Annotated in this window: 23 protein-coding genes; 7 read left to right on the forward strand and 16 right to left on the reverse strand. The window is 38.1% G+C overall.

The window, feature by feature from the left end:
* The first annotated feature begins 25 nt into the window (after positions 1-25).
* Entirely contained in the window at positions 26-1,666 is a 1,641-nt protein-coding gene (locus ND812_RS15855) for an ATP-binding cassette domain-containing protein (protein ID WP_108959391.1), read from the forward strand.
* On the opposite strand, the gene ND812_RS15860 is transcribed toward ND812_RS15855, so the two are convergent.
* From ND812_RS15860 to ompL47, 5 genes are all read right to left on the reverse strand, one after another.
* Positions 1,663-2,712 carry an Lsa36 family surface (lipo)protein gene (locus tag ND812_RS15860; protein WP_265376339.1) on the reverse strand — a complete coding sequence of 350 codons (1,050 nt, stop codon included), beginning with the start codon at positions 2,710-2,712 and terminating at the stop codon, positions 1,663-1,665. The two genes, ND812_RS15855 and ND812_RS15860, sit on opposite strands and share 4 nt — an antisense overlap.
* A gap of 97 nt (positions 2,713-2,809) precedes the next feature.
* Positions 2,810-3,406: an RdgB/HAM1 family non-canonical purine NTP pyrophosphatase gene (gene rdgB, locus ND812_RS15865; protein WP_265376473.1), complete on the reverse strand. Its 597-nt coding sequence runs from the start codon at positions 3,404-3,406 to the stop codon at positions 2,810-2,812.
* The gene (locus ND812_RS15870) at positions 3,403-3,753 is read right to left on the reverse strand and encodes an STAS domain-containing protein (RefSeq protein ID WP_265376340.1); all 351 of its coding nucleotides are present in this window, start codon (positions 3,751-3,753) and stop codon (positions 3,403-3,405) included. The genes rdgB and ND812_RS15870 overlap by 4 nt, the downstream gene beginning before the upstream one ends.
* Positions 3,731-4,237: a ComF family protein gene (locus ND812_RS15875; protein WP_265376341.1), complete on the reverse strand. Its 507-nt coding sequence runs from the start codon at positions 4,235-4,237 to the stop codon at positions 3,731-3,733. Before ND812_RS15875 ends, ND812_RS15870 begins: the two co-directional genes overlap by 23 nt.
* Positions 4,238-4,489: 252 nt before the next feature.
* A complete protein-coding gene (gene ompL47 / locus ND812_RS15880) occupies positions 4,490-5,572 on the reverse strand; it encodes a multi-beta-barrel domain surface protein OmpL47 (protein ID WP_265376342.1) in 1,083 nt (360 codons plus the stop codon).
* A 64-nt stretch (positions 5,573-5,636) separates the two neighbouring features.
* Here ompL47 and ND812_RS15885 point away from each other — a divergent pair, with 64 nt between their 5' ends.
* Positions 5,637-6,278: a flagellar assembly protein FlaA gene (locus ND812_RS15885; protein ID WP_265376343.1), complete on the forward strand. Its 642-nt coding sequence runs from the start codon at positions 5,637-5,639 to the stop codon at positions 6,276-6,278.
* Positions 6,279-6,372: 94 nt separating this feature from the next.
* Entirely contained in the window at positions 6,373-6,822 is a 450-nt protein-coding gene (locus ND812_RS15890) for a hypothetical protein (protein WP_245918333.1), read from the forward strand.
* 22 nt (positions 6,823-6,844) lie between these two features.
* On the opposite strand, the gene ND812_RS15895 is transcribed toward ND812_RS15890, so the two are convergent.
* From ND812_RS15895 to ND812_RS15915, 5 genes are all read right to left on the reverse strand, one after another.
* The gene (locus tag ND812_RS15895) at positions 6,845-8,371 is read right to left on the reverse strand and encodes a hypothetical protein (protein ID WP_265376344.1); all 1,527 of its coding nucleotides are present in this window, start codon (positions 8,369-8,371) and stop codon (positions 6,845-6,847) included.
* Positions 8,352-10,124, reverse strand: a complete 1,773-nt coding sequence (gene lnt, locus ND812_RS15900; RefSeq protein WP_265376345.1) for an apolipoprotein N-acyltransferase — start codon at positions 10,122-10,124, stop codon at positions 8,352-8,354. Before lnt ends, ND812_RS15895 begins: the two co-directional genes overlap by 20 nt.
* A gap of 24 nt (positions 10,125-10,148) precedes the next feature.
* Complete coding sequence (locus ND812_RS15905; RefSeq protein WP_265376346.1) at positions 10,149-11,186, reverse strand: PIN/TRAM domain-containing protein; 1,038 nt, start codon at positions 11,184-11,186, stop codon at positions 10,149-10,151.
* A gap of 40 nt (positions 11,187-11,226) precedes the next feature.
* Entirely contained in the window at positions 11,227-11,808 is a 582-nt protein-coding gene (locus tag ND812_RS15910; RefSeq protein WP_004785733.1) for a CarD family transcriptional regulator, read from the reverse strand.
* Positions 11,809-11,891: 83 nt separating this feature from the next.
* Complete coding sequence (locus ND812_RS15915; RefSeq protein ID WP_265376347.1) at positions 11,892-12,506, reverse strand: hypothetical protein; 615 nt, start codon at positions 12,504-12,506, stop codon at positions 11,892-11,894.
* Between the two features lie 79 nt (positions 12,507-12,585).
* Between ND812_RS15915 and ND812_RS15920 the strand changes: the two genes are divergently transcribed.
* Both ND812_RS15920 and ND812_RS15925 read left to right on the forward strand, forming a co-directional pair.
* Complete coding sequence (locus ND812_RS15920) at positions 12,586-13,551, forward strand: LEPBI_I2678 family protein (protein ID WP_265376348.1); 966 nt, start codon at positions 12,586-12,588, stop codon at positions 13,549-13,551.
* 201 nt (positions 13,552-13,752) lie between these two features.
* Positions 13,753-14,286, forward strand: coding sequence for a class I SAM-dependent methyltransferase (locus ND812_RS15925; protein ID WP_265376349.1), 534 nt, complete (start codon positions 13,753-13,755; stop codon positions 14,284-14,286).
* A gap of 6 nt (positions 14,287-14,292) precedes the next feature.
* Here the strand turns inward: ND812_RS15925 and ND812_RS15930 are convergent, their stop codons facing one another.
* From ND812_RS15930 to ND812_RS15955, 6 genes are all read right to left on the reverse strand, one after another.
* Positions 14,293-16,245, reverse strand: coding sequence for a PP2C family protein-serine/threonine phosphatase (locus tag ND812_RS15930; protein ID WP_265376350.1), 1,953 nt, complete (start codon positions 16,243-16,245; stop codon positions 14,293-14,295).
* Positions 16,246-16,312: 67 nt separating this feature from the next.
* Positions 16,313-16,909, reverse strand: coding sequence for a cytochrome C oxidase subunit IV family protein (locus ND812_RS15935; protein WP_265376351.1), 597 nt, complete (start codon positions 16,907-16,909; stop codon positions 16,313-16,315).
* A gap of 13 nt (positions 16,910-16,922) precedes the next feature.
* Positions 16,923-17,696 (reverse strand): cytochrome c oxidase subunit 3 family protein, encoded by a 774-nt coding sequence (locus ND812_RS15940; RefSeq protein ID WP_265376352.1) that lies wholly within the window; start codon positions 17,694-17,696, stop codon positions 16,923-16,925.
* Positions 17,683-19,296: a cytochrome c oxidase subunit I gene (gene ctaD / locus ND812_RS15945; protein WP_238761556.1), complete on the reverse strand. Its 1,614-nt coding sequence runs from the start codon at positions 19,294-19,296 to the stop codon at positions 17,683-17,685. Before ctaD ends, ND812_RS15940 begins: the two co-directional genes overlap by 14 nt.
* Positions 19,297-19,305: 9 nt before the next feature.
* Entirely contained in the window at positions 19,306-20,268 is a 963-nt protein-coding gene (gene coxB, locus ND812_RS15950) for a cytochrome c oxidase subunit II (protein ID WP_100721111.1), read from the reverse strand.
* Positions 20,269-21,105 carry an SCO family protein gene (locus ND812_RS15955; protein WP_265376353.1) on the reverse strand — a complete coding sequence of 279 codons (837 nt, stop codon included), beginning with the start codon at positions 21,103-21,105 and terminating at the stop codon, positions 20,269-20,271. It lies immediately after the preceding gene.
* Between the two features lie 295 nt (positions 21,106-21,400).
* Between ND812_RS15955 and ND812_RS15960 the strand changes: the two genes are divergently transcribed.
* Together ND812_RS15960 and ND812_RS15965 are read left to right on the forward strand one after the other, a co-directional pair.
* Entirely contained in the window at positions 21,401-22,282 is an 882-nt protein-coding gene (locus ND812_RS15960) for a COX15/CtaA family protein (protein WP_265376354.1), read from the forward strand.
* Positions 22,282-23,136, forward strand: coding sequence for a heme o synthase (locus ND812_RS15965; protein WP_265376355.1), 855 nt, complete (start codon positions 22,282-22,284; stop codon positions 23,134-23,136). Before ND812_RS15960 ends, ND812_RS15965 begins: the two co-directional genes overlap by 1 nt.
* The last annotated feature ends 6 nt before the right edge of the window (positions 23,137-23,142 follow it).

The following is a 23,142-nucleotide window of genomic DNA, read 5'->3' on the forward strand; positions in this document are numbered from 1 at the left end:
TCTGATTCCCTTAGAAAATTGACCTATGATCCAAGCTAGCGGCATTACAGTCTCCTTCGGGAAAAAACCCCTTTTTGAAAACGTTTCCATTAAATTCAAACCGGAGTGCCGTTATGGTCTAATCGGAGCCAATGGTTCGGGAAAATCGACCTTCATGAAGGTCCTGGCGGGCATTCTACAGCCCTCTGCAGGCTCTGTGGTCCTCGACAAGGACGTAAAAGTTGGGTATTTGAAGCAGGACCACTATGAATACGAAAATGAGACCGTCCTAGGCACTGTTTTACGAGGGAATCCTGAACTTTGGAACCTAATGGCAGAACGTGACGCTATTTATGCCAAAGAGGACATGACGGACGAAGAAGGGATCCGGATTTCCGAAATTGAAGAATTATTTGCCGATATGGGCGGATACGAAGCCGAATCGGTTGCGGGGGAACTTTTAGAAGGTCTTGGAATTCCTACCACTGCTCACAACCGTCCGCTTAACTTTTTAACAGGTGGGTTCAAATTACGAGTTCTACTTGCCCAAGTGTTATTTTTAAAACCAGATGTCCTTCTCCTAGACGAACCAACGAACCACTTAGATATCAAAACCATCCACTGGTTAGAAGAACTTCTCATCAATTATGAAGGTGTGGTCATCGTGATTTCCCACGACCGTCACTTTATCAACTCAGTTGCCACTCATATCGCTGACCTTGACTATAACACCATTCGAGTTTTCCCAGGGAACTACGACGACTTTATGATTGCTGCTGAACAATCCCGCGAACAACTCATGAATGACAGCAAAAGAGCAAAAGAAAAAATTGCCGACTTACAGGAGTTTGTTTCAAGATTCTCAGCTAACGCTAGTAAATCAAAACAAGCTACGTCTCGTCAAAAGATGATCGAAAAAATCAAATCTGATATGGTAGAAGTGAAACCTTCTTCAAGGGTAGCTCCTTACATTCGTTTCAAAGCAAAACGTGTGTTAGGAAAAGATGTCTTCGAAGCAATCAATATCACAAAGTCATATGATGGAAAACCAGTCATCAAAGACTTTAGCATTTCCATTACGAAAGGTGAGAAAGTGGGGATTGTTGGAACAAACGGTGTAGGTAAAACCACACTTCTTAAAATGTTATTAAAAAAATTGGAACCAGATTCTGGCCAAGTGAAATGGGGTGATTCGGTAGAAACATCTTTTTTCCCGCAGGACCATAGAGAAGCAATGGAACCAGATGCAGATACTCTGGTTGAATGGTTACTTCGCAATTCACCTCAAGGCACAGAAGTACAAGAGATTCGTGCAATTTTAGGTAGGATGCTTTTTTCAGGTGATATGGCCAACAAATCCACAACTGTGTTATCGGGTGGTGAAAAATCTCGTATGATCATTGGAAAAATGATCCTTGCTGGTGACAACGTAATCGCTCTTGACGAACCAACTAACCACTTAGACTTAGAAACGATCGAAGCACTCAACTACGCCTTATCTTTGTTTGATGGAACAGTGATATTGGTTTCGCATGATAGGGAGTTTATTTCCTCACTTTGTACTAGAATTATTGAAGTAACTCCAGAAGGAATCAAAGACTTCAAAGGAAATTACGAAGAATTTTTGGAAAGAGAAGGAAACGATTTTTACAAACGACTTACTGGGGGAGCAATCCTTACCCCTTAAAATTGGTAATTTAAGGAGAGATTTGCTGATTGCATTTCTCTCCCTGCCATCACTTCCGTAGTCACACTAAAACTTCCCTGTCCAAATCGTAAGCCTAAACTTCCATATCCAAAACTGGAAACATGATCATAACGTGTTGCGAGTCGGATTCCAATCACACTCGGATAGGTCGAAAAATCATCTGGATTGGATCGAGTGGAAATCACTGCATACCGACTCACTTGTATCGAAGTATATCCTTCATTGTATACACATCCCAAACCAGGTGTGATAGATAAAATTCCAATTGTCCAATTGTATTTTACATCAAAAGAAAAGGAAGAGATCCTAGATTGGTAATACAAATCATTGATTCCCAACCACCTTCGTTTTTCGCCATCGATTCGGAACTGAGTGGTTCTACGATCATACGAACTTAAATATAAGTCTTGGTTTGTTTGAAAAAATCCAAATCCAAAAGAAAAACCAGAAGATTCTGGGAAATAACGAAACATAATTCCATAATTCTGGATCTTCCCCCTAACGTCCGTATTACGAATTTTTACGAATGGAATATTTGCTTCCGTAAATTCATAAGGGAAAAAATGAGTTGTGACATTCCAACGACTGGCATAAGGAGTTTGAAACAATTGACTCAGATTGGCTGTAAAACTGAAGGAAGGAGACGCAGCGACACCTTCTTTTGGCAAATTTCTAAGTTCAGAGTTTTCATAATACAAATCACGTGCTTTAGCTTGTCCTTTTGCAATCGTGTAACCTAAACCCAAACGGTAAGAGGGAACATTCTGGCCACCTGATTGGTTTGCATTCAGATTTTGTAATACTGCGTTTTCTCCCATGGATCGAAGAAAACCATTCGTATAAATTCGATCTAAAGCGGGGCCCGCAAAATTTCCGAGGAGTTGGTATTCGGAAGGAATGTTTGAACATTCTGCCCCTCCGCAAATGACTTGTGCTTCTAATTGAAAACTTTTTCCAAATAAAATGAGAAAGAACAATAATACTGCAAAAAATTGGAGGGTGGTGCGAATCATTGAGAGTTTCATACTTCAACATTCTAAATCAAAAAGGGAAATTGGTTTCATGAGGATAACACGGAATCCATTCGTTAAAAAATAGTAAGTAAATTTAAATTAACTTCCGTTACAGGATATTTTGAAACCAATCCAAAAATAGTTCCATCGCTTTTTTTCGGTGTGAAACTTTGTTTTTTTCTTCTTCTGGGACTTCTGAAAACCGTTTTCCGAAATTTGGATAATAAAAAATAGGATCATACCCAAATCCATATGTTCCAATTTCATCATAATCGGGGGTGATGACCCCTTCAACCTTTCCTTCAAAGGAAACTTGGTGAATTGTATCTACGTAACTCACAACACAGCTGTAATGTGCCTTTCGATTCGGATTCTCTCCTAATTTTTTGAGTAAATAGAGAGCACGTTCCTTATCGGTGAGTCCAGGACCACCAAATCTTGCGGAATACACTCCTGGTTCCCCAAAAAGAGCATCCACACAAATTCCAGAATCATCAGCGAATGACGGAAGGCCCGTTAGGCGAAAGAGTTCCTTTGATTTGATAAATGAATTACCAACAAAAGTGGATTCTGATTCTACTGGTTCGAAGTTGATTCCTAAAGTTTTTGGTGTGACTACCTCATAACCCAAAGGTGAGAGTAACATTTGCATTTCTTTTCGTTTGTGATCACTTCCAGATGCAAATGCTAACGCTTTTTTTGTCAGTGGGAATCTTCCTCGTCTAACTGGAAACCTTCCATTGCAGAAGGTAAGTCAGGAAAAATTTCAAAAACTTTATCTAACATTGTGATTTCGAATAACTGGATTAAATCTTCATCAACCACAATTACTTTAATATCACCATTCATAGGCTTTAACTTACGTTTTGTGGCGACAAAAATTCCTAAAGCAGTTGAACATATATGATGAACTTTCGTTAAATCTAAAATGATTTTTTTAACAGAACCTTGGGTGAGTTTTGACAATTCTTTTTCAATTTCATCAGAATCCACTTTCAATATGGCTCCAGAAAATTTGATAATCCTTATGTCATCCTTGACTTGAACATCCATTCGATTCAAACACCCCGCTTAACAAGAAAACTACGCAAGTTACCTTTCTTACCCCTCTCAGTTTGTACAACCGAGCGATTTCATTGAGTGAGGCACCTGTCGTAAATATATCATCTATGAGTAGAACATGAAGTCCTTCTATGATTCTATCACTTTTTGTGAATTCGAATGCCTTTTTTGCATGAAAAAATCTCTCTTCAAATCGTTTCTCCGACTGTTTGTCCTTTGAAACCTTACGAAGACTCGTATCTTCCCTTATTTTTAGGCCTCGTATCAGCCGATTTCGTAAAGAACAGGCAACATGGTAAGGTTTTGGTCCAGGTTTGGGTTTGGAAGGAACCATGACAAAACAATCGGGAGGGTCGATTTTCCAAAATTTTGCCAACTGCCTCCAACCTATACAGAAGTAGTTGGAGATTTGTTTTTCATTTTGGAATTTTAAGGAAAGGAAAAGTTCTTTGGCGATCAGATCTCTCTTTTGCAAAGAGTAAGCTTCCTCATAAAATACAAAGCGATCCACTGGTTTCGGAATGGTATAAGGTGATTTCCATCTGTCTTGAGATAGGGCACAATTTTTGGTGCAAACTTTACACAAACCGAAAATGTCTGAGAATAGATCGTGTTGCCCACAGCGGATACAGTACTTTGGAAATATAAATGACAGTAGTGAAAAAAAAACCCCTCTCATAATGAAAGGGGTTTTTTAGTAAGAGTTTGGTCTTACTTTTTTAAAAAATTATTTAGCAGGAGTTGTAGATTGCGGAGCAGGTGCCGCTTCTACTTTTGGCTCTTCACTTGCTTTTTGGATTGTTGAAGTTGGAGGAGTTAAGTCAACAGTAAGTTTTACTTCGACTACATCCGATTGGTTTCCAACATTATCAACAGCCATAGCTTTGATCACGTGATCCCCTTGTGTTTCAATTGCAATTGCTTCCACATAAGGTTTGAATTCTTCTTCGTCAATTTTAACTAAGATTTTTTTCACGCCAGATTCTTTGTCAGTTGCGTTTACATAGAATACGTTTCCTTTTCTTTGGAAATTTTTTCCATTGATGTCCACTAATGGGAAAGAAGGAACGATTTCAATTGTAGGTTTGACATCGTCAACAGTGATGATCATAGAAGATTCTGGAGAAGAGTTTCCAGACTTATCAGTTGCAGAATACTTAATTGTATTTGCACCACCAACTTCCAATTTGATTGGATCGGCATAAACTTTAGAAGCTTCTTGGTTGATACTGAATTGAACTTTTTCTACTCCTGTTTGGCGGTCTTCCGCTACAATTGTGTATGTGTTGTTTTTAGAAGCAAAAGGAACTCCGTCTAAAACAAACAGTTGTTCTTGTGGAACAAGGCTCACACGTGGAGCAGTATTGTCTACATTCACAACAAGGATTTTTGGAGTTTCTGCGTTCCCAACTTTATCAACGGAACGGTAGTAAATCTCAGTTAGTCCTTCTTCCGAAATACGGATTGGTTGCGTAAATCTTCTATACTCACCATTTTTTGGTTTCCATTCGATGAAATCAATCATAGAAGAATCATCTTTTGCGTCTAAAGAAAACGATGTTTTACTAGTGATAAAAAGAGCGGGTGCATCACTTGTAGAAGCTCCAGCTTCTTTTTTGTCTCCCAAAATGTCTTTTACAGTTGTCTCAACTTTGTTCACACCATCTTTGGCTTGTGTAGATGTGGTTTCAGTTTTTTGAATTGCCTTGTCTTTGGTGGAAGTAGTGGCTTTTGGGTCAGCAACCTGTGCTGAGATATGGCCTGCGAAAAAAATTGTCAAAATGGCCAAAAGGTATTTGTGCGCCTGCATTAGTATATGTCTCCTTTTTACAGATAAAACATATATATCCTCTTTGTAAGGAAATATTGTCAACATGATTGCTTTAAGAAACACCATAATCCTAACACTTTTTCTCATTTCTCCATTCCATTCCGAAATCATTGGCGAGAGTGGCATTTGGAGAGAAATCCTTCTCGAAAATTTTGAACTTTCAAATTTCAATGCGAGCCATCTGCGCACAAAATTAGAAAAAGGAACAAAACTTCCCGAAATCAGCCTATCAAACAATTTTACAGCGCCCATTCCTGGATCCAAACAAGCGCTTGTACTTCGGATTCCAAAAGATGCCAATTTACCGTTTTCATTGTACTTTCCCAAACCCATTGAGGTGAATGCTTTCATTAAAGAGATCTCCATCCCGATTTACTCTTCTTTATCGAGTGGGAACCTAACACTGATCATAGAAACACAAGACGCAGAAGTGAGACAATTAAACTTAACCTCACTAAACTACCGTGGTTGGAAAACCATCACTGTTTCCATTTCAAAAAATTTTGACCAAAACGATCGAGTATTTCTACAAAAAAGTTCCATTCGTATTTTAGGATTCTTTTATTTACCGTATGAAAACAACGACCCTAACCAGGAAGTGCTAATCGCGATTGATGATATAACTGCTATTGTGCGAGATAAATATAGACCTCTCCGAAACAAAGAAATCCTATTAGAGGATTGAGTTTTTATGGCTTTTTCCAGGTTTTCTCCTCGGAAGTCTCTGAAAAAAACTCTTTTCTTCCCAACCTAGTAACCAATCCTGATCCTAAATGGAAATGGAACTCTCCTTAGAACAATACGAAACCCTACTCAAATTAGTTTATATGGGAGATTGGGTCATTTCCACATTACAAGCCAAAGACAGATCGGAGGATGAACCAGATTCTGACTCTCGATTTGCAGACGTTGTTCGCCATGTTTTCTCACAAGCGGAACATGCGGGATTAGGTAATATTGTCCAAATTGACCAAAACAATGGAGAACCATACCTGACTCGTGAGTTTGAAGAAGAAAGTGGTCTTGTTGATATTTTGGAAGACTATGAAGACGAAGTATTTTGGCAAGCTCTCATAGAACGTTTGGCCCACCGTGATTTCCTCCGCCACTATGGTGAAACTGCGATTTCCCAAATGGCCATTGAAGAACGAATCGAAAAAGAAACTCCTTTCCATGACCAATGGGCAACCGAATTCCATGAAAATGGATTAGAAAATATTAAAACTTAAAAACGAGTCATTACAATCGGATCTATTTGGTTTTTGGCCAAAGAAGTCGATCTTCTCTCAATTTTTTCTTAGACATCGCATCATCAAGTCTTGTTCGCAAAGCATATTCGATTTGGCTTTTTGTTTGTTGCGATAACACATTTGCATCAGCTGGATCTCCAACGTCACGTAACAACAGTTGAATGGTATCAAAAGTTTCCTGGTTTAAAAAATCTCCATTCTTTGGAATTTTTGGGATTTGGTACCAAATTTTCAGAGCATCCGATTGGAGTTTGGAATCTTGTTTCCACTGCCCATGTTCCCATAGGACTTTAGCTTTTTCAAACATTCCATCCTTTGTTCGGTAAAAATTTGGAGTGTGAGTGAGAAGAGTATCGAGAATATCGATTCTTTTTTTCACATAAGCTTCTTCGGCATCCATCACATTCAGAATCTTTTTTTCTTTCAAAAGATTTTTATACTTAGCTTCCACCTGCCGGAGAGTTTCATACCTAAGAGTTTGTTTTTGTTCGGGTGAAGAGTTTTTTAAATAATCTTTCACTCGGAAGTATTGTTCGAGAGCTTTTCCTTGGATGTAATAGATATTTTCAATCGTAAATAAAATTTCTGTTCCAGTATTTGTTCCTAATTGGGCTGACAAAGCCGCCATCATTTGTCTCAAAAAATCTTCTTTATTTAGATTTTCTTGGAAGTAATCGATAGCAAAATAACTCATATCGTTACTAAAAGGGTATGCTAACCTTTGTAAGTTTTCATAATACAGATCTCTTACAAATAAATTCAAATCTCCTTTATTGGGGTCATATCCCATAAACCTTGAAATAAATTCATCCAACTGTTTTTCTTTTTTTTGTTTTAATGTCCGATCCAAGTATTTGGTTCGATCCTCTTTTGGCATCGACAAAGGAGATTTAGGTGGAAGTTCCCCATCTTTAGATAATTTCATTGTAATTGGTGAAGTTGATTCCTCACCTTTACGGAATTCTTCTATGATACGGTTTCTTTCTTTGTGTAAGTATAAATTGTCTTCAGCGGAATCGATATCTATTTTAAAGGGATCTCTGATATTTTTTAAAGTGGGAAGAACATCTTTAACAATAATGTCTTCAAAATCTCGATGTCTTTTGATATAAGAATCAGCAACACCTGAATTTTCATTGATTTGATCATAATCATTTCGGAACTGTTTTCTTAAGTTTGAGGTTCCCTCTAAATTTTGAACTAAATCTTCCCATTGGCTTCCCTTATATTTTCCTTTCGAAAAACCTTCTTTGCCTTCACCCTCCCCTTCCTCTTGGCCCTCACCAGGGTCTTCATTTGATTCAGAATTACCTGATTCACCCATATTTTTACCAAAACTCATTTCGAAAGAGAGTTCTTTCTCATCTTCGGTTGCATAAATCCAAGCGGGACCACAAAGAGTTTTTTGGTAAATGGAGTCTGAATGATTAAATGAATATATAATGAATGTTATGTGAGAGACAACGGAAACATAGAATGCTATGTAGAAACGATTCTCAAATAGAACATTACGAATTCCTTTTAGCATAAACAAAAAACACAAGTCCTACAATTCCCATAAACAAATAAGAAAGTAAGTTTCCATAAAGTCGATAAAATGTCATTTTGCCTGGAATAACCGATACCTTTTTACGGATGGTTGCCGTAGTTTCAATTGGCGTGAATTCGTTATCAATATTACGGCCTAAATGATCCGTAAAAACTGACGTTCCGGAATTTGTAGAACGAACGATCCACTTTCGAAATTCAATCGCACGCAAACGACCCAAGGTATGGTGTTGGTAGGATTCAACTGAATTTCCATACCATTTATCGTTTGTTACATTCACGATAAAATCTGGATCTCCCTGAAATTGACGAACAAATTCAGAGATAATCACTTCATAACAAATCAAAGGTAAGAAGGACCCAATTTTTTTTTCTTCAATTTGGTTAGGACGATAATGTTCTCTTACGGAATCCGGACTTAACCCGAATGTATCTTCCCAATGTAAATCCTTCGTTACATTGGAAGGAGTTTTGCGACGTTCATAATAAGGGATAAGATCCATTTTTGTTCCTGGTGCAAATTGTCCTGTTTGACCAGACAAGGCATACATCCATTCAAATGGCATATATTCCCCAAAAATGAGTAAAAATACTTTTTGGTAACTGTTTTTCCTATCCCCATTTGGATTCATGAGTACGGACGAATTGTACATGCGAATGTTATTACGAATGATCCGTGCAGACTCTGGGTTTCCTGGAATGTCTGCATCCAATTCATTAAAAAACAAATTGGCTCCATGTCGCAAACTGATGATGGCCATTAAAGACTCAAATTGGTGCCAATAGATCCGAATCGATCTAGTTACTTCTGAATCATGGGTGGTAAAGAATGGAACTCCAGATTCTGGTAAAACTACCAAATCCACTGGTTTCTCTTTTAATTCAGTTTCCACCATTCGGTCAATGCGAGTCATTAAATTTCGAATTTCTTCTGCTGGGTTTCTCCCGTCTCGAAACTCCAAAGGAGCATTCGGTTGGACAATGAGAACCTCGCGTTCAGCGATTGGTTGGACATTTTCCCATTTATGGAACAAATAAAAACCATTCCCGAAAAACAATCCTAAAACTATCAAAAGAGAGATTAAGCCAACTAACAGCTGTTTGGAAATTTTTTCGTGTTTTGTTCTCAGAGAAGGAATCAAAAACAGAAAATGGAGGACTTTTTTGGGATTTTTAAGGTAAAATAAATAATAAGAAACAAAAAACAAAAAGCCAGATAATCCATAAGCACTCGTATACTCAGCGTTTTGTGCTAAAATTTGATTTTCTGCTACAACGTTACCGAAATACCAAGGGAAAACTTGAGGAGTAAAAAATTCAGCGAACAAAATCGAAAACGATGCTATCAATGGAAAAAATTTTCCCACTTTTTTTGCTAAAAAAGAGAAAAGGAGTAAATATACTGGGAATTTAAAATTTAATAAAATAGCAGATCCAATAAAAATAGGAACTGCCAAATACCAATCAAATCCCCCAAAAACAGTTGTCATATGGTAGACCCAATGGAAGGACACCAAATAAAACAATATGGCAAAACCAAATCCATGGTAGATGAGTTTTTTCCATTCACCTCTGTTTCTTTTTTCTATTAGAAAAAGTCCAAAAGGAGCAAACCAAACAAAGATAGGCAAATTAAGAGGAGCAAATGAGAGGAAAGAAAATACGGCTGTTACCGTATAACAAAGAACGGATATGAACCCTTCGTGTGACATTAAAAAACGAGCTAGTTTCATATCCGTTAGACTACAAAAAATAGATTACGATTTGTTGTAGTTATTATTACCGTTTTGTACTTTTGTGAAAATCATTTTACCAGCAGCAGTTTGGATGATACTTGTAACGACTACACGTACATCTTTCCCAACTAAATGGCCACCATTTTCTATCACAACCATGGTTCCATCTTCCAAGTAACCAATCCCTTGGTTTTCATCTTTTCCTTCTTTGATGACGGAAATTTGAAACTCTTCACCGGGTAACACAACGGGTTTTAATGCATTTGCAAGATTGTTAAGATTTAATACTCGAACCCCTTGTAATTCAGCAACTTTGTTTAGGTTAAAGTCGTTGGTTACTACTGCACCGCCAGTATCACGAGCAAGTTTGACTAACTTCGCATCGACTTCTCGAGTATCAGAATAATCAGTATAAGTGATTTTAACTTCGATCGATCCTTTTCTTTGTAGTTTGTTTAACATCTCAAGACCACGACGACCGCGAGCACGTTTGATCGGATCAGAAGAATCGGATATCAATTGGATTTCACGTAACACAAAGTTAGGAAGGATGAGCGGACCATCTAGGAAGTGTGTGTCAGCAATGTCCAAAATTCTTCCATCGATCACAACGGAAGTATCTAGAATTTTGTCTTTGATTTGTGATGTTCCACCTTCCAGGCCTGGAATGGAAAAACTCGAACCAGGAGCACCACTGCCACCACCAAAAATGGAAAGGCCAGGTTTTTTGGAAAACGAGACACCTGCTTTTATCCCTGTAAGGAAAAAAAGCACAGCGACAAAAATGGAAACCGATTTGTATCCATAATCATTAAGCAAACTGACAGGAAACGCAGCTATAGAGAGTCCAAGTAGTGCACCAACACTCGCACAGAGAACCACATCTGCTTTAATTTCTGGGAATAATTTTCTCTCACCGAGAATTAAAACCAAAGAATAAACCAGAACAACGCTAGCAAGAACCCCCGCCAAAACGATGTTTTGCGATTCTGAATGTATAAAGAAAAACGATACCGAAGTGACAATTAGTGTCCCAATGGTTGAAAGTAAATGTTTCATAACTCAATCCTTGTAAAAGAGTTTGAGCAAAAACGGAAGTTTATTCTAAGTCTAGATCATCATCCAATTCTTTTGGAGGTGGTGGTGGAGCCATACCTTGCACTGAAGCTGCCAGCACGTCGGAAACAATGTTTCCTGCTTCTTCTTGGGGTACACCCTTACTCAATGCAATTTCCATCTTTACTAAATTATAGGCGCTCTCATAGAGCTTTCTCTCCATAATAGAGAGTTCTTTGCCATAGGCACGTCTGTAAAGATTACGGCACACATCAGCCACTTCGAAAATAGAACCAGATTTGATCTTGTTCATATTGTTCTGGTAACGGACTTTCCAGTCCTCTTCCGTGTCGACCTCATCCTTTTTTAGGAGAGTGAGAACTTTTTTGATCTCTTTTTTATCAATGATCGACCGGATACCCACATCCATTGCGCGATCCACAGGGATAGAGACCTTCATTTTGGAACCTTGAATTTCCAAACTGTAACAGTCTTTTTTCTTTCCCAGAATCAGCTTTTTAGCAACTTCTGTGACTTCACCTACTCCATGGATAGGGTATACAACGTAATCCCCAACCTTGAATTTAGGCTCTTTAGTTTTTTCGTTTAGTTTTTTTGTAGCCAAGTAAGTATAATAACTTCCGTAAATACTCTTAACTAGAGTATACCTGAAAAATGGCCAATGTCAAGGAAGTTGGCAAAAATAGTTCAGAATCGAATGGTTTTTACTTCTGCACCAGTCAATTGGGGCAATTTACCTTTTACGATGTCCAAAGTTTCCTTTGCATCTTCCAGTCGGTAAAAATAACCAGCAAATAATTTCCCAGTTGAAGTGCGAAAAATCCTACCTCTTAAATTTGGCTGTGATTCTATCAGCTGTTTGCCGATTGATACGGCCTCTTCTGGGCTAAAATCTCCAATTTGCACCATATAATTGATTTGGTCATTTTTTGGTGGGAATTTTAATGTAGCAGGAAAAGGAGAAGATCCATTCTGTTCGGAAGGTGATTTTTCTGTTTCGTTTGTTTCTTCCATTTCCCTTTTGTTAGGAGATGGAATAGAGGAAACCTGTGATTTTGTGCCTACATTCGAAAATGAAGTTTCAGCGTTTTCCTTAAATTTACTTTCTTTTTGGCCCAATTGGATGCCAACCACCATTCCTGAGGTAAAAAGTAAAATGCCACCAATGAGGAGGATGAACGCAGATTTTGGTTTGGCACTGACTTGAGAATAAGAAGGAGTTGGGAAAGGAGAATGGTTTGCATTCTCCCCTTCGTAGGGTCGGCCGGACCGAAGCTTTCTGGAATAATCTATATTTTGCATGGGCGTTCCGATTTCTCTATTACCACAATTATCGGAAGGAGAACCCAAAAAATAGACTGGTTTTTTGGGATTCCATTCATTGGAGAAAAACAAAATCGGACCTGCCAGTTTGCGTAAGATCTGGATTTCTATCGAAGTAAAACTAAAAAAAGAGTTACAATATTACTATTCGCTAATGAAATCGGTTGAAATGAAAAAATCCTTAAAAACCTTCACCAAACTAGCATTATTCACTACAACCTTACTCACCATAGGTTGTGCAACCATGTTTAAACCGACAACTCACGTGCCGATCACAGTTTATACAGAACAAATCGAATCGAGCATTTATTTAGATGATGAGAAAGTTAGTGAAACATTCCACCAAATTGATTATCCAGAAAAATCGGATAAAAAATTCAACTACCGAATTGAAAAAAATGGATTTGAACCAAAGTCCATTGTAATTGAGAAAAAATTTAACAAATACGCTTATCTAAACCTTCTAACATTTCTATTTTCTCCAATTTTGTTTTTAATCGATCATTCCAATGATGCACTTTTTGTTTACCATTCACCTGACGAAACAATCAAATTAGAAACAAATCAGAATTATAGAGAAAAAACAGATACAATAACTTATAAACAATTTGAGACAGAGAGAGCAAAGTTAAAAAACAACAAAGGCATCATTCTGTTTAATGAATTTGCAATCAATGTTTTGGTTAAGGATGGAGATGGTAACCAATATGAAATTAAGTCAGAACCATTTTTGTTTTCGCCTGGCAATTTTGAAGTACAATCAAGATTTTATACTTCATTTAAAAAAGGAAGTTATCAACATACATATACTGCAAAAACGGTTGTTAAAAGCAAACTGACTCTACAATCAGCAGGTGTTACTGCTGTGTGTTCAGATTTTGATAAAACAAAAAATACTACGACTCATACAATCATTTCTTCTGGTAAACCAAATCCATTTTTGGCAGCTGATTCTGTTTTAAAAGCTTTCGATATGACACGGTATTGCCCGAGATCAGAATTCATGAAACAATTCGACGTGTAATTCATTCGGATACGATCTTCAATTTACCTATCTTTAAAGATCACTATTTTTCAATGGGAATATTCATTGAAAGATACATGATTCATAAGAAACTGGAATTAGTTTCTTATGAATTGTCCTCTTTGTAACTCTCCATCGACTCCCTTTTATCAAAACAAATTCAGGGCATACCATCGATGCATAAATTGTTTGTCTATCTTTATGGATAAAATTTTTTTACCTACAGTTGATGACGAAAAAAAAAGATATCTAGAGCATAACAATGATATCCACGATATTCAGTACCAAAATTTTTTAAAGCCAATTGTAGAAAAAGTCCTTACACATCAAAAGTCAGAGGATTTTGGTTTGGATTATGGTGCTGGCCCAGGACCAGTTGTTGAATATTTACTCAAAGAAAAAGGATATCAGATCAATTTATTTGATCCTTTTTTCCACCCTTATCCAGAAAATCTAACGCAACCATACGATTATATCATTTTAACAGAAGTTGTGGAACATTTCCATCATCCAAATTTAGAATTTCAGAAACTTTGGTCACTACTCAAAAAAAATGGAATGTTATATATCCTAACACACCCGTATGAAGACTCCATTTCATTTGATCGTTGGTATTATAAAAATGACCAAACACATACCTTCTTTTACACAAATGAGGCATTTGAATGGATCAAGGAATTTTATGGATTCAAACGAATGGAAATCGAGAACAGAATCATTATGTTACAAAAATAACTTTAATTATAACAAACGAATCAATTCTACTAGTTTTTTATTCTCAGGCGATAGTTTCTTTAGTATCTGAACCAGGAAACTTGTGCGGTCTTTATCTTCCAACAACCTACAAACATCTGCTAAATGAATTAAGTTCCGTATGTTATTTGGTTGTCGAAGGCGCACTCTCTCACTTAACTCTTGTGATTCAAACAAAAATGATTGGGATTTATAAATGGAATAAAGTCTTTTATACAAAACCGATGTATGGAACATCCAACTTGTATCCGATGGAAAGTTTTCTAAAGCTAAACTTGCATATTCCATTGCTTTCAAAAGATCACCCTCTTTTTCATACAATTTTGTTATGAATTTTAGTTCCAAAATGGATGTATCTAAAGCGGAAGGATAAGACAATAGTAAATCCAATGCTTGGGAATATTGCCTTTCTTTAATTAATTTTTTAGCTTCTTTCCAAAACTTCCCAGGTTTACTTAATGATTCTAAGTTATATTCCAATGAAATTAGACTCAGATCGTCTGAATACTTTCCCTTTGTTTCGAGAACAGATACCAAGTTGTGGAGTTCACCATTTGAATTTTCAATACAGTCTAAAATTAAGTTTTGGTCTTCGTTAATATCGCGGTATTTTCCAGAATTAGAGATGACCAAATCATCTTTCCCATCAGAACCGCAGAAAATTTTATCTCCCTTTTTCATTTGAAAAACAGAAATAAATCGATTGGATGGAACTTCCATTACACCCAATTTATAGTAATGAATTTCTTCTTCAATGAATGATGCTTTTCCATCTCGATATAAAATCACCCAAGGATGTTCCAAGTTTATGAAATAAAGTGTGCCGGTTGATTCTTCCAATAATCCGATTACGGCTGACACGAGCATTGCTCCATCAAATGTTTCGAATATTTTTTGAAGGTCTAGGTAACAATCATGTAACCATCTTTCTGGAGAGCGGTTTGAGGAAGTTGGATCCATTTTGGAACGAATGATGATAGAATTGTAAACCGCTCCTAGCACAATGGCACCACCGGCGCCTTGTATGGATTTTCCCATTGCGTCGCCATTCAAAAATGCTTTGTATCGTTTGCCCTGCAAGATCAAATTATATACGGAAAGATAATCACCACCTAACTGGTATTCCTTGTTACGAAAGTAAAATTTTTTATATTGATTTAAGAATGTATCAATGGTTACAGCATTGCCATCCAACTCTTTACCGATTAGAGGTTCAAATAATAATGTGGTTAGAAAATAATCTCCATCTTGTTGTGACTTTAATGCCTGCAAAGCTTCTGCCGCTTTTGTTACTTCTTCATTTTTCTTTGTGATACGAAAGTGGTTTAAAAATGAATGGAATCTGTACCTCTCAATGATAAGTCCACTAAAAACACCCAAGATATAACTTAAGATTAAGTTTTGCATGGAATAATCAGTGGCAGGTGTATTCAAATTTGGTTTATATATAATAACGGTTGTTAAAAACAGAAAAATTGAAATGGGATAATAAATAAAAAGTGTTTTTCTGGGAAGTGGCAAAAAGGAAAGAATGATGACAACCATTTGTAAGCCGGATACATAAGGAGCATCGTCGGCAATTCTTCCCGTAAAAAACGATGTTGTAAACAGCACATAACCATATACAACATAACCCCAAGTTAATCCCTCTAATCTAGATTGAATGTTCCGTGATTGATTGAATAAGTTTAGGAATATATAAAAAACACAGAGGATGGTAAACCCAATCCGAAAGTAAAACATCTCCGGAAATTCTGGGTGGAGTTTTGCATCAGTATCAAAGGCAAAACCAAGTAATGCAATGCTTCCAATTAAACTTCCAGGGAATTGGATGATTCTTGTTTGGCGATCTAACTCTTTACAATATTCTAAATTATAAATTTTCCTTTCGGGGATTAAATCAAAAAATCTAGAAACGATCGTCTGGAAATGTTGAAACACGATGCCTAATTAGACGAAAAAACCCGCTCGAAGGCGGGTTTCTCCAAAATCTACTTTCTATTTTTTTTTAGAAAAAAGTTTTTACTGGGGTTTCAGTTGTTGGTGCAATTCTCGAGATGATATCTCCAAAAGAGAAAGCGAATAACAACGCAAGGAAAGCAAACGCTGAAAGGAAAATCACTCGGTTAAGCATATTGTCATACTTTAAATGCATGAAGTAAGCCAATACGAAGAATGCTTTACATGTTGCAACAGCCATTGCCACAATCATATTCCATTTTCCTAAGTCGTATTGAGCAACCCAAACAGTGATAAAGGTTCCAAAGAAAAGAGCAAGTAGCACAAACACATATGTTTTGATGGAAATCACATGGTGGTCATGTTCTTCTTCCTCTTCACCATCCTCTACCCACATAGATGCAGAAGCGTGATCTTCTTTATGATCTTCATCACCCATAACAAACTTCAACAGTTTGTTGTCTTTGTTTTCGGATGTGAATTTTGCAAAACGATCAGTTTGGAAAAATTGACCAAACCAGTTTACAATAAATCCAAGAATCGTTGCAGTTGCAATCCCTGGAGCAAAAATTCCAAACCCTAAAACAGGTGTAAAAACAGCCGCAAGTGCAATGAAGTATAGTCCGTAATTGATTACGTATTCCATTTTATAATCCCTTTTATCCTACCAAGTAAAGAAGTGGAAAGAGGTAGATCCATACCAAGTCCACTACGTGCCAAAATAGACCTACACCTTCAACAGGAGTGTAATATTCAGGTCCAACTTTTCTTCGGAGAGTTTTGATGAAAATCCAGAAGATCATAAGTGCACCAGCAACCACGTGGATCCCGTGAAGACCAGTCATCACAAAGTAAAAACCGTAGAACATTTCCCATTTTGGTTGGGAGATCACAGCTTTTAAGCGAGAGACTTCTTCCGCACTTACATGGTTTTTTTCAAGTTCAGCTGGGTTTTTGAGGAGAGCGGCAATTTTTGATTCACAAGTTGCTCGTTTTCCACCCGCTGCACAAGAAGGGTCAACTAACGAAAATTTGCCGGGAACAGTTCCAACATGGAACTTGTGGCTATATTCGAAGTATTTGATGACCATAAATGCCGCTGCACATGCAATTGTTAACGCAAGCATTATCGCAGCAATTTTATGAAGACCACGTTGCACATAGTTAATAGCAGCAGCCATTGTGAACGAACTCACAAGTAATACAACTGTGTTAACTGCACCCATTTTCCAATCTAATGTTTCGGAACCGTTTTTAAAGACGGTAGGATACAAAGAATGGTAGATCAGGTAACCTACGAATAGGCCACCGAACATAAGAATCTCTGTGCAAAGGAATAACCAAATTCCTTGTTTGGAAGAGGCATACTGGTGTTCTGCACTCTTAAAATGGTGTTGGTGATGAAATTCACTTGAAGAACTAACGGAAGTCATATGGCCCTGCAGTTACAGTTGGAGTTGTAGTAAAGTTTTCGTGTGGAGGTGGAGAAGACGTTTGCCATTCGAGTGTTTTTGCACCCCAAGGGTTATCAGACGCTTTTTCCCCTTTGAAAATTCCATGAATGATGGTGATGAGTCCTACCAAAAATCCAAGACCTATCAGCCAAGATCCCACGGTAGAGATTTGATTGAGGTTTGTGTATTCAGGGAGGTAGTCAAAATAACGTCTTGGCATTCCCATAGCACCTAGTACAAATTGTGGGAAGAAGGTTACGTTAAAGCCAGTGAAGATAAGCACCCAAGAGATCCTTCCACCAAGATCAGAAGTCATCCTACCAAACATTTTTGGGAACCAGTAGTAGATACCGCCCATAAGAGCCATAAGAGTTCCCCCTACCATTACATAGTGGAAGTGAGCCACAACAAAGTATGTGTCATGGAAGTGAACATCCATACCAGTTGATGCAAGGAATACCCCTGTTAATCCACCGATGGTAAAGAGGAACATAAACCCTAAAGCAAAAAGCATTGGTGCTTCAAAGGTAACCGTTCCGCGATACATTGTAGAAATCCAGTTGAAGAGTTTGATGGCAGTTGGAACCCCAACAAACATTGTGATGATGGAGAAAATGATACCAGCAAGTGTTGACTGACCAGACACAAACATATGGTGTCCCCAAACAAGGAAGGATACTGCTGCAATCGCTACTGATGAATAAGCAATCGCTCGGTAACCAAAAATTGTTTTTTTGGAGAACGCAGTGATGAGTTCAGAAATCACACCCATCGCAGGAAGAATCATGATGTACACCGCAGGATGGGAGTAGAACCAGAAGAAGTGTTGGAAAAGAACAGGGTCTCCACCGAGATCTGGATCAAAAATTCCCACACCTAGCGTTTTCTCAGCTCCAATGAGGAGAAGAGTGATCGCAAGGATTGGAGTTGCCAAGATTTGGATGATGGAAGTGGAATACAGAGCCCAAATCATGAGTGGGATGCGGTCCATAGTCATTCCAGGTGCTCGGAGTTTATGAGTGGTTACGATGAAGTTTAATCCCGTTAAGATGGAAGAAAATCCCATAGTAAACGCTCCCATCACTAACAAAATCACACCATTTGATGTTTTTGCAGTCGAGTAAGGAGTGTAAAATGTCCATCCTGTATCTACTTGGTTGAAGATCATGGAAGAAGCTGCAAGTGCCGCTCCTGCGATGAAGATGTAGTAGGATGCAAGGTTCAGCCTAGGAAAAGCAACGTCTTTTGCACCCAATTGGATTGGAAGGACAAAGTTTCCAAGGAAAGCAGGAATTCCAGGAATGATCACCATAAATACCATAATGGCACCATGGAAGGTCATAAACTTGTTATAAGTATCTGGAGACAAAAGTGGTTCTGCACCAAACTTTGCTAAGTGCAGACGAATTCCCAATGCAAAGAAACCACCAATTAAGAAAAGGGTAGCAACCGTTGCAAAGTACATCAGTCCAATGCGTTTGTGGTCTAGAGTGGTCATCCAAGACCAGATTCCAGATCCGTGGTTCAGATAATTATGGTCAGTGTGACCATGTTCGGTTTTTGTATGTGCTGAACTCATCTCTCTTCCTTATTTAATGGATTTGATATATTCAATTAAGTTGGCAACGTCTGCATCAGACAATTGGCCTTGGAATACCGGCATCGCTGGTGGATACCCTTCTACAATCTTTGCAGATGATACAAGGATGGATTCACGAAGGTAATTTTCATCAGCCTTTGTTTGGCTTCCATCAGCAAACTTTCTGTTGGATCCAAAAAGACCTTTCATTGTCGGTCCGACAATTCTTGATCCGTCAAGGGAATGGCAAGAAGCACAAGCTTTTTGTGCAAACAAAACCTTACCGAGATCAGCAGGAGTGTCAGCGCCTTTTTTCTCAGCGTGGTACCATGCCGCATATTCTTCAGATGGAATTGCTTTGATTTTGATCATCATACCGGAGTGTTTGGTTCCACAGTATTCTGTACAGAACACGATGTATTCCCCTGGTTGTTTTGGTTCAAACCATAGTTGTGTGAGTTTTCCTGGAACCGCATCTTGTTTGGTTCGGAATGCTGGAACATAAAAACTATGGATCACATCTTTTGAAGTGAGGATGAGTTTGGTTGCTTTGCCAGCTGGCACAATCATTGGATCGTTTCCAGAGCTGTAGAACTCTTTTCCATTTGCATAACGGTAAGTCCATGCCCACTGCTCTGCAGTCACATGAATCTCGGCCGCAATGTCTTCTGGTGGGGTTCTCAATTTTTCGAAAATCACCATCCCCCAGTAGAAAATTCCCATCATGATGACGAGAGGGATAAAAGACCAAAGAAACTCTGCAAAATTATTGTGAGTAATATATGCGGATTTCTGGTCTAAGCTTGTACGTTTGAACTTGATGAGGAACCATGTCATTCCACCAATCAAGATGACAAACGAAACAAGGCTTGCAATGATCAGAAACGCATAGAGAAGATCGACTTCTTTTGCGATTTCAGTGGCCTGGATAGGCATGAACGAGGTCGCTGGAATGAGACTGCTCCAAGACATCTATGTGACTCCTTGACGGTTGTTATTTGTTATTTTTCGCCAGTTTATGTATAAAAACGCACCGAGAAGGAGTAAGGTGACCGCCCCCCCGAATTGCATCATCCTGTATGCGTATATCGTATATTTATTTTTTCTAGGATCAAATTGAAAGCAAAATAAAGCAAACTTATCTACAAAACTCCCAATCTTACCTGAAGATGCCTCAACAAAGGCAAATTTTAAATCCCTAGGTTCAAGTTGGATGCCTTGGAAGATACGAGACACTCTCCCATTAGGAGTCAAAACATAGACACCACTGGCATGGATGTATTGTTTTGCTTCTGCATCCCACGCGTATCGGAAATCCAATTGTTTTGTGAGTGTATCAATGGATTCCTGTGTGCCCGTGAGTAAGTGGAGACCTGTTTCTGCTCCTACCCTGTCGTAATCCTTCAAATAAGCACCTTTTTTGGGAAACGATACCGCCTCGTTTTCTTTCGGATCAATGGAAACTGCGATGTATTGGTATTCTTTTCCCAAAGTCCAATCGAGTTCCTTTAAACTTTTGAAAACTCCGTTGAGGTGGAAGTTACACAAAGTTGGGCATTTGAAGTAAACAGGAGAGAGAAGGATAGGTTTCCCTTGTGAAAGAAAATCGGAAAAAAGAACTTCTTTTCCTTGTTCATCACGAAAGGGAATGTCTAGCTTGAGAGTTTTGCCCGTGACATCCGAAAATCCAATGTTTTCTAATTCTTTAGGGAGTTTGTTTTCCCTTGTTAAATTTGAGTGAGGGTCATAAGCAGACACTGACCCAAAGGAAACGAGAATACAGAAACAAATGAGAAGACGGATGTTCACGTAATTTGGTTGTTACCCCTATTTGGATTGAGAGCTAGGGTTCGACATTCCTGGGTTCTCTGGCGTTCCCGGATGAATGAAGGAAATGTACACGAAGAATAGAATGTTGAGTACGAGTGTGACAAGGAAAGTCCAATAGCCACCCTTGTTGTAAAGGTCTTTGTTTTGCATAATCTTACCTGATATAGTCTATACGAAAAACTGCTCTTTTTATCCAACAATTTTTAAAAGATGCAAGATTAATTTTATTTTCCCCAAATCCAGATCACAAAACCTGGAGGAAACAGATAGACGTATGACACTCAAACGTTTTTACACCATCCTTTCCGCAATGATCCTTCTCAATTTACTCTATGGCCCCCTAGTTCGGGCTACAGATTCTGGACTCGCATGCCCTGATTGGCCTTTATGCCATGGGAAATTTGTCCCAGAGTTTACATTCCAGATTTTTATGGAAGTAGGGCATCGGTATTATTCAGGGATCTTAGGAATCCTCGTTGGGATTGGGTTTGTATGGATTCTAAAAAATCCTGAAACAAGAAAACCTTTGGGAATTCCAGCAGGACTCTCACTCCTATTTCTCATTTCACAAGTCATTCTCGGTGGATTAACCGTCACAAAGCTTCTTCACCCAACAACTGTTAACTTGCATTTGCTCAATGCAGTCCTTTTGTTATCATCATGTCTAACGATACGATTGTTGATTCCAGAAGCTAAAAATTCAACCTTTGATACAAACAAAAGAGGGAAATACTATTTTGCGATTGTACTCATTGTTGTATTGTATCAATTATTTTTAGGTGGAAAAGTAAGTTCTCATTATGCAGGTTTGGCTTGCCCAGACTTTCCTACATGCCATGGAGAGTGGTTCCCAGAAATGGTAGGAACCATTCGATTTCATATGGAACATCGTCTCTTTGGTTATCTAACGGCATTACTTGTGCTTTCTTTATCTGCGTATGCGATCCTCACATTAGAAAACCCAAAAGTGAAACAGTTCTTAAAACTAGCGGCTTATTTAGTTTCGATCCAAATCTTTTTAGGTGCGATGAATGTATTATATCATTTGCCAAAATTAATCACAGGCCTCCATACACTCAATGGAGTCCTAGTCTTTTTATGCTGTTTCATCGCATCTTTTTATCATTTTAGAACCAATAAAGAAGAGGCCCATTGATGTTCCGTTTGTGGAACCAACTGACAAAACCGAGAGTAACAGTGCTTGTACTGGCCACAGTACTACCGGGAATGTATCTCGGAACAACGGGGTACCCTAGTTTTAGCGCCATTCTGATTACTTTATTTGGAACCTATTTAATGAGTTCTGCTTCTTTTATCCTCAATCAATACATTGAGAGAGAAAGAGATGCTGTCATGTATAGAACAAAACAAAGGCCAATCCCTGCAGGTGAAATTTCTCCCACAAATGCATTATTACTTGGAATTTTTGTTGCGATCGTCGCCTTTGTGATCTTAACTTATTTCGTTAATCTTCTAACAGCTGTTTGTGCACTTTCAGCATTATTATTGTATGTATTTTTGTATACAATTTGGTTAAAACCAAGAACAGAACAAAATATTGTGATTGGTGGAATCTCGGGTTGTATTGGGCCACTCATTGGCTATGCAGCGATGGCCAATTCGCTACCCATCCAAGCGTGGATCATGTTCCTCATGATTTTCCTTTGGACCCCTGCTCATTTTTGGGCCCTTGCCATTTTTCTAAAGGATGATTATGAATTTGCGGGCATTCCTATGATGCCTGTTGTTTCTGGCATTCAAAAGACAGTGAATCAAATTTTTATCTATGCTATCGCCTACTCAGTTTCGGTCATTGGGTTTTATTTTGTCGATGATCGAATGGGGTATTTGTTTTTATTGTCTGCCATCGTACTCACAATTCTCATCCTTACATTTGCCTTCCGATTGAAACAGTCTATGGACAAAGGCTTTGCAAAACGTTTTTTCTTTTTTAGTATTTTACACTTATTTCTTGTGAGTATAGTCATCGTAATCGATTCTAAAATTTAGGTTTTT

Origin of the sequence: Leptospira limi, from assembly GCF_026151395.1 — a bacterium.
In the GTDB taxonomy this organism is placed as follows: Bacteria; Spirochaetota; Leptospiria; order Leptospirales; family Leptospiraceae; genus Leptospira_A; species Leptospira_A limi.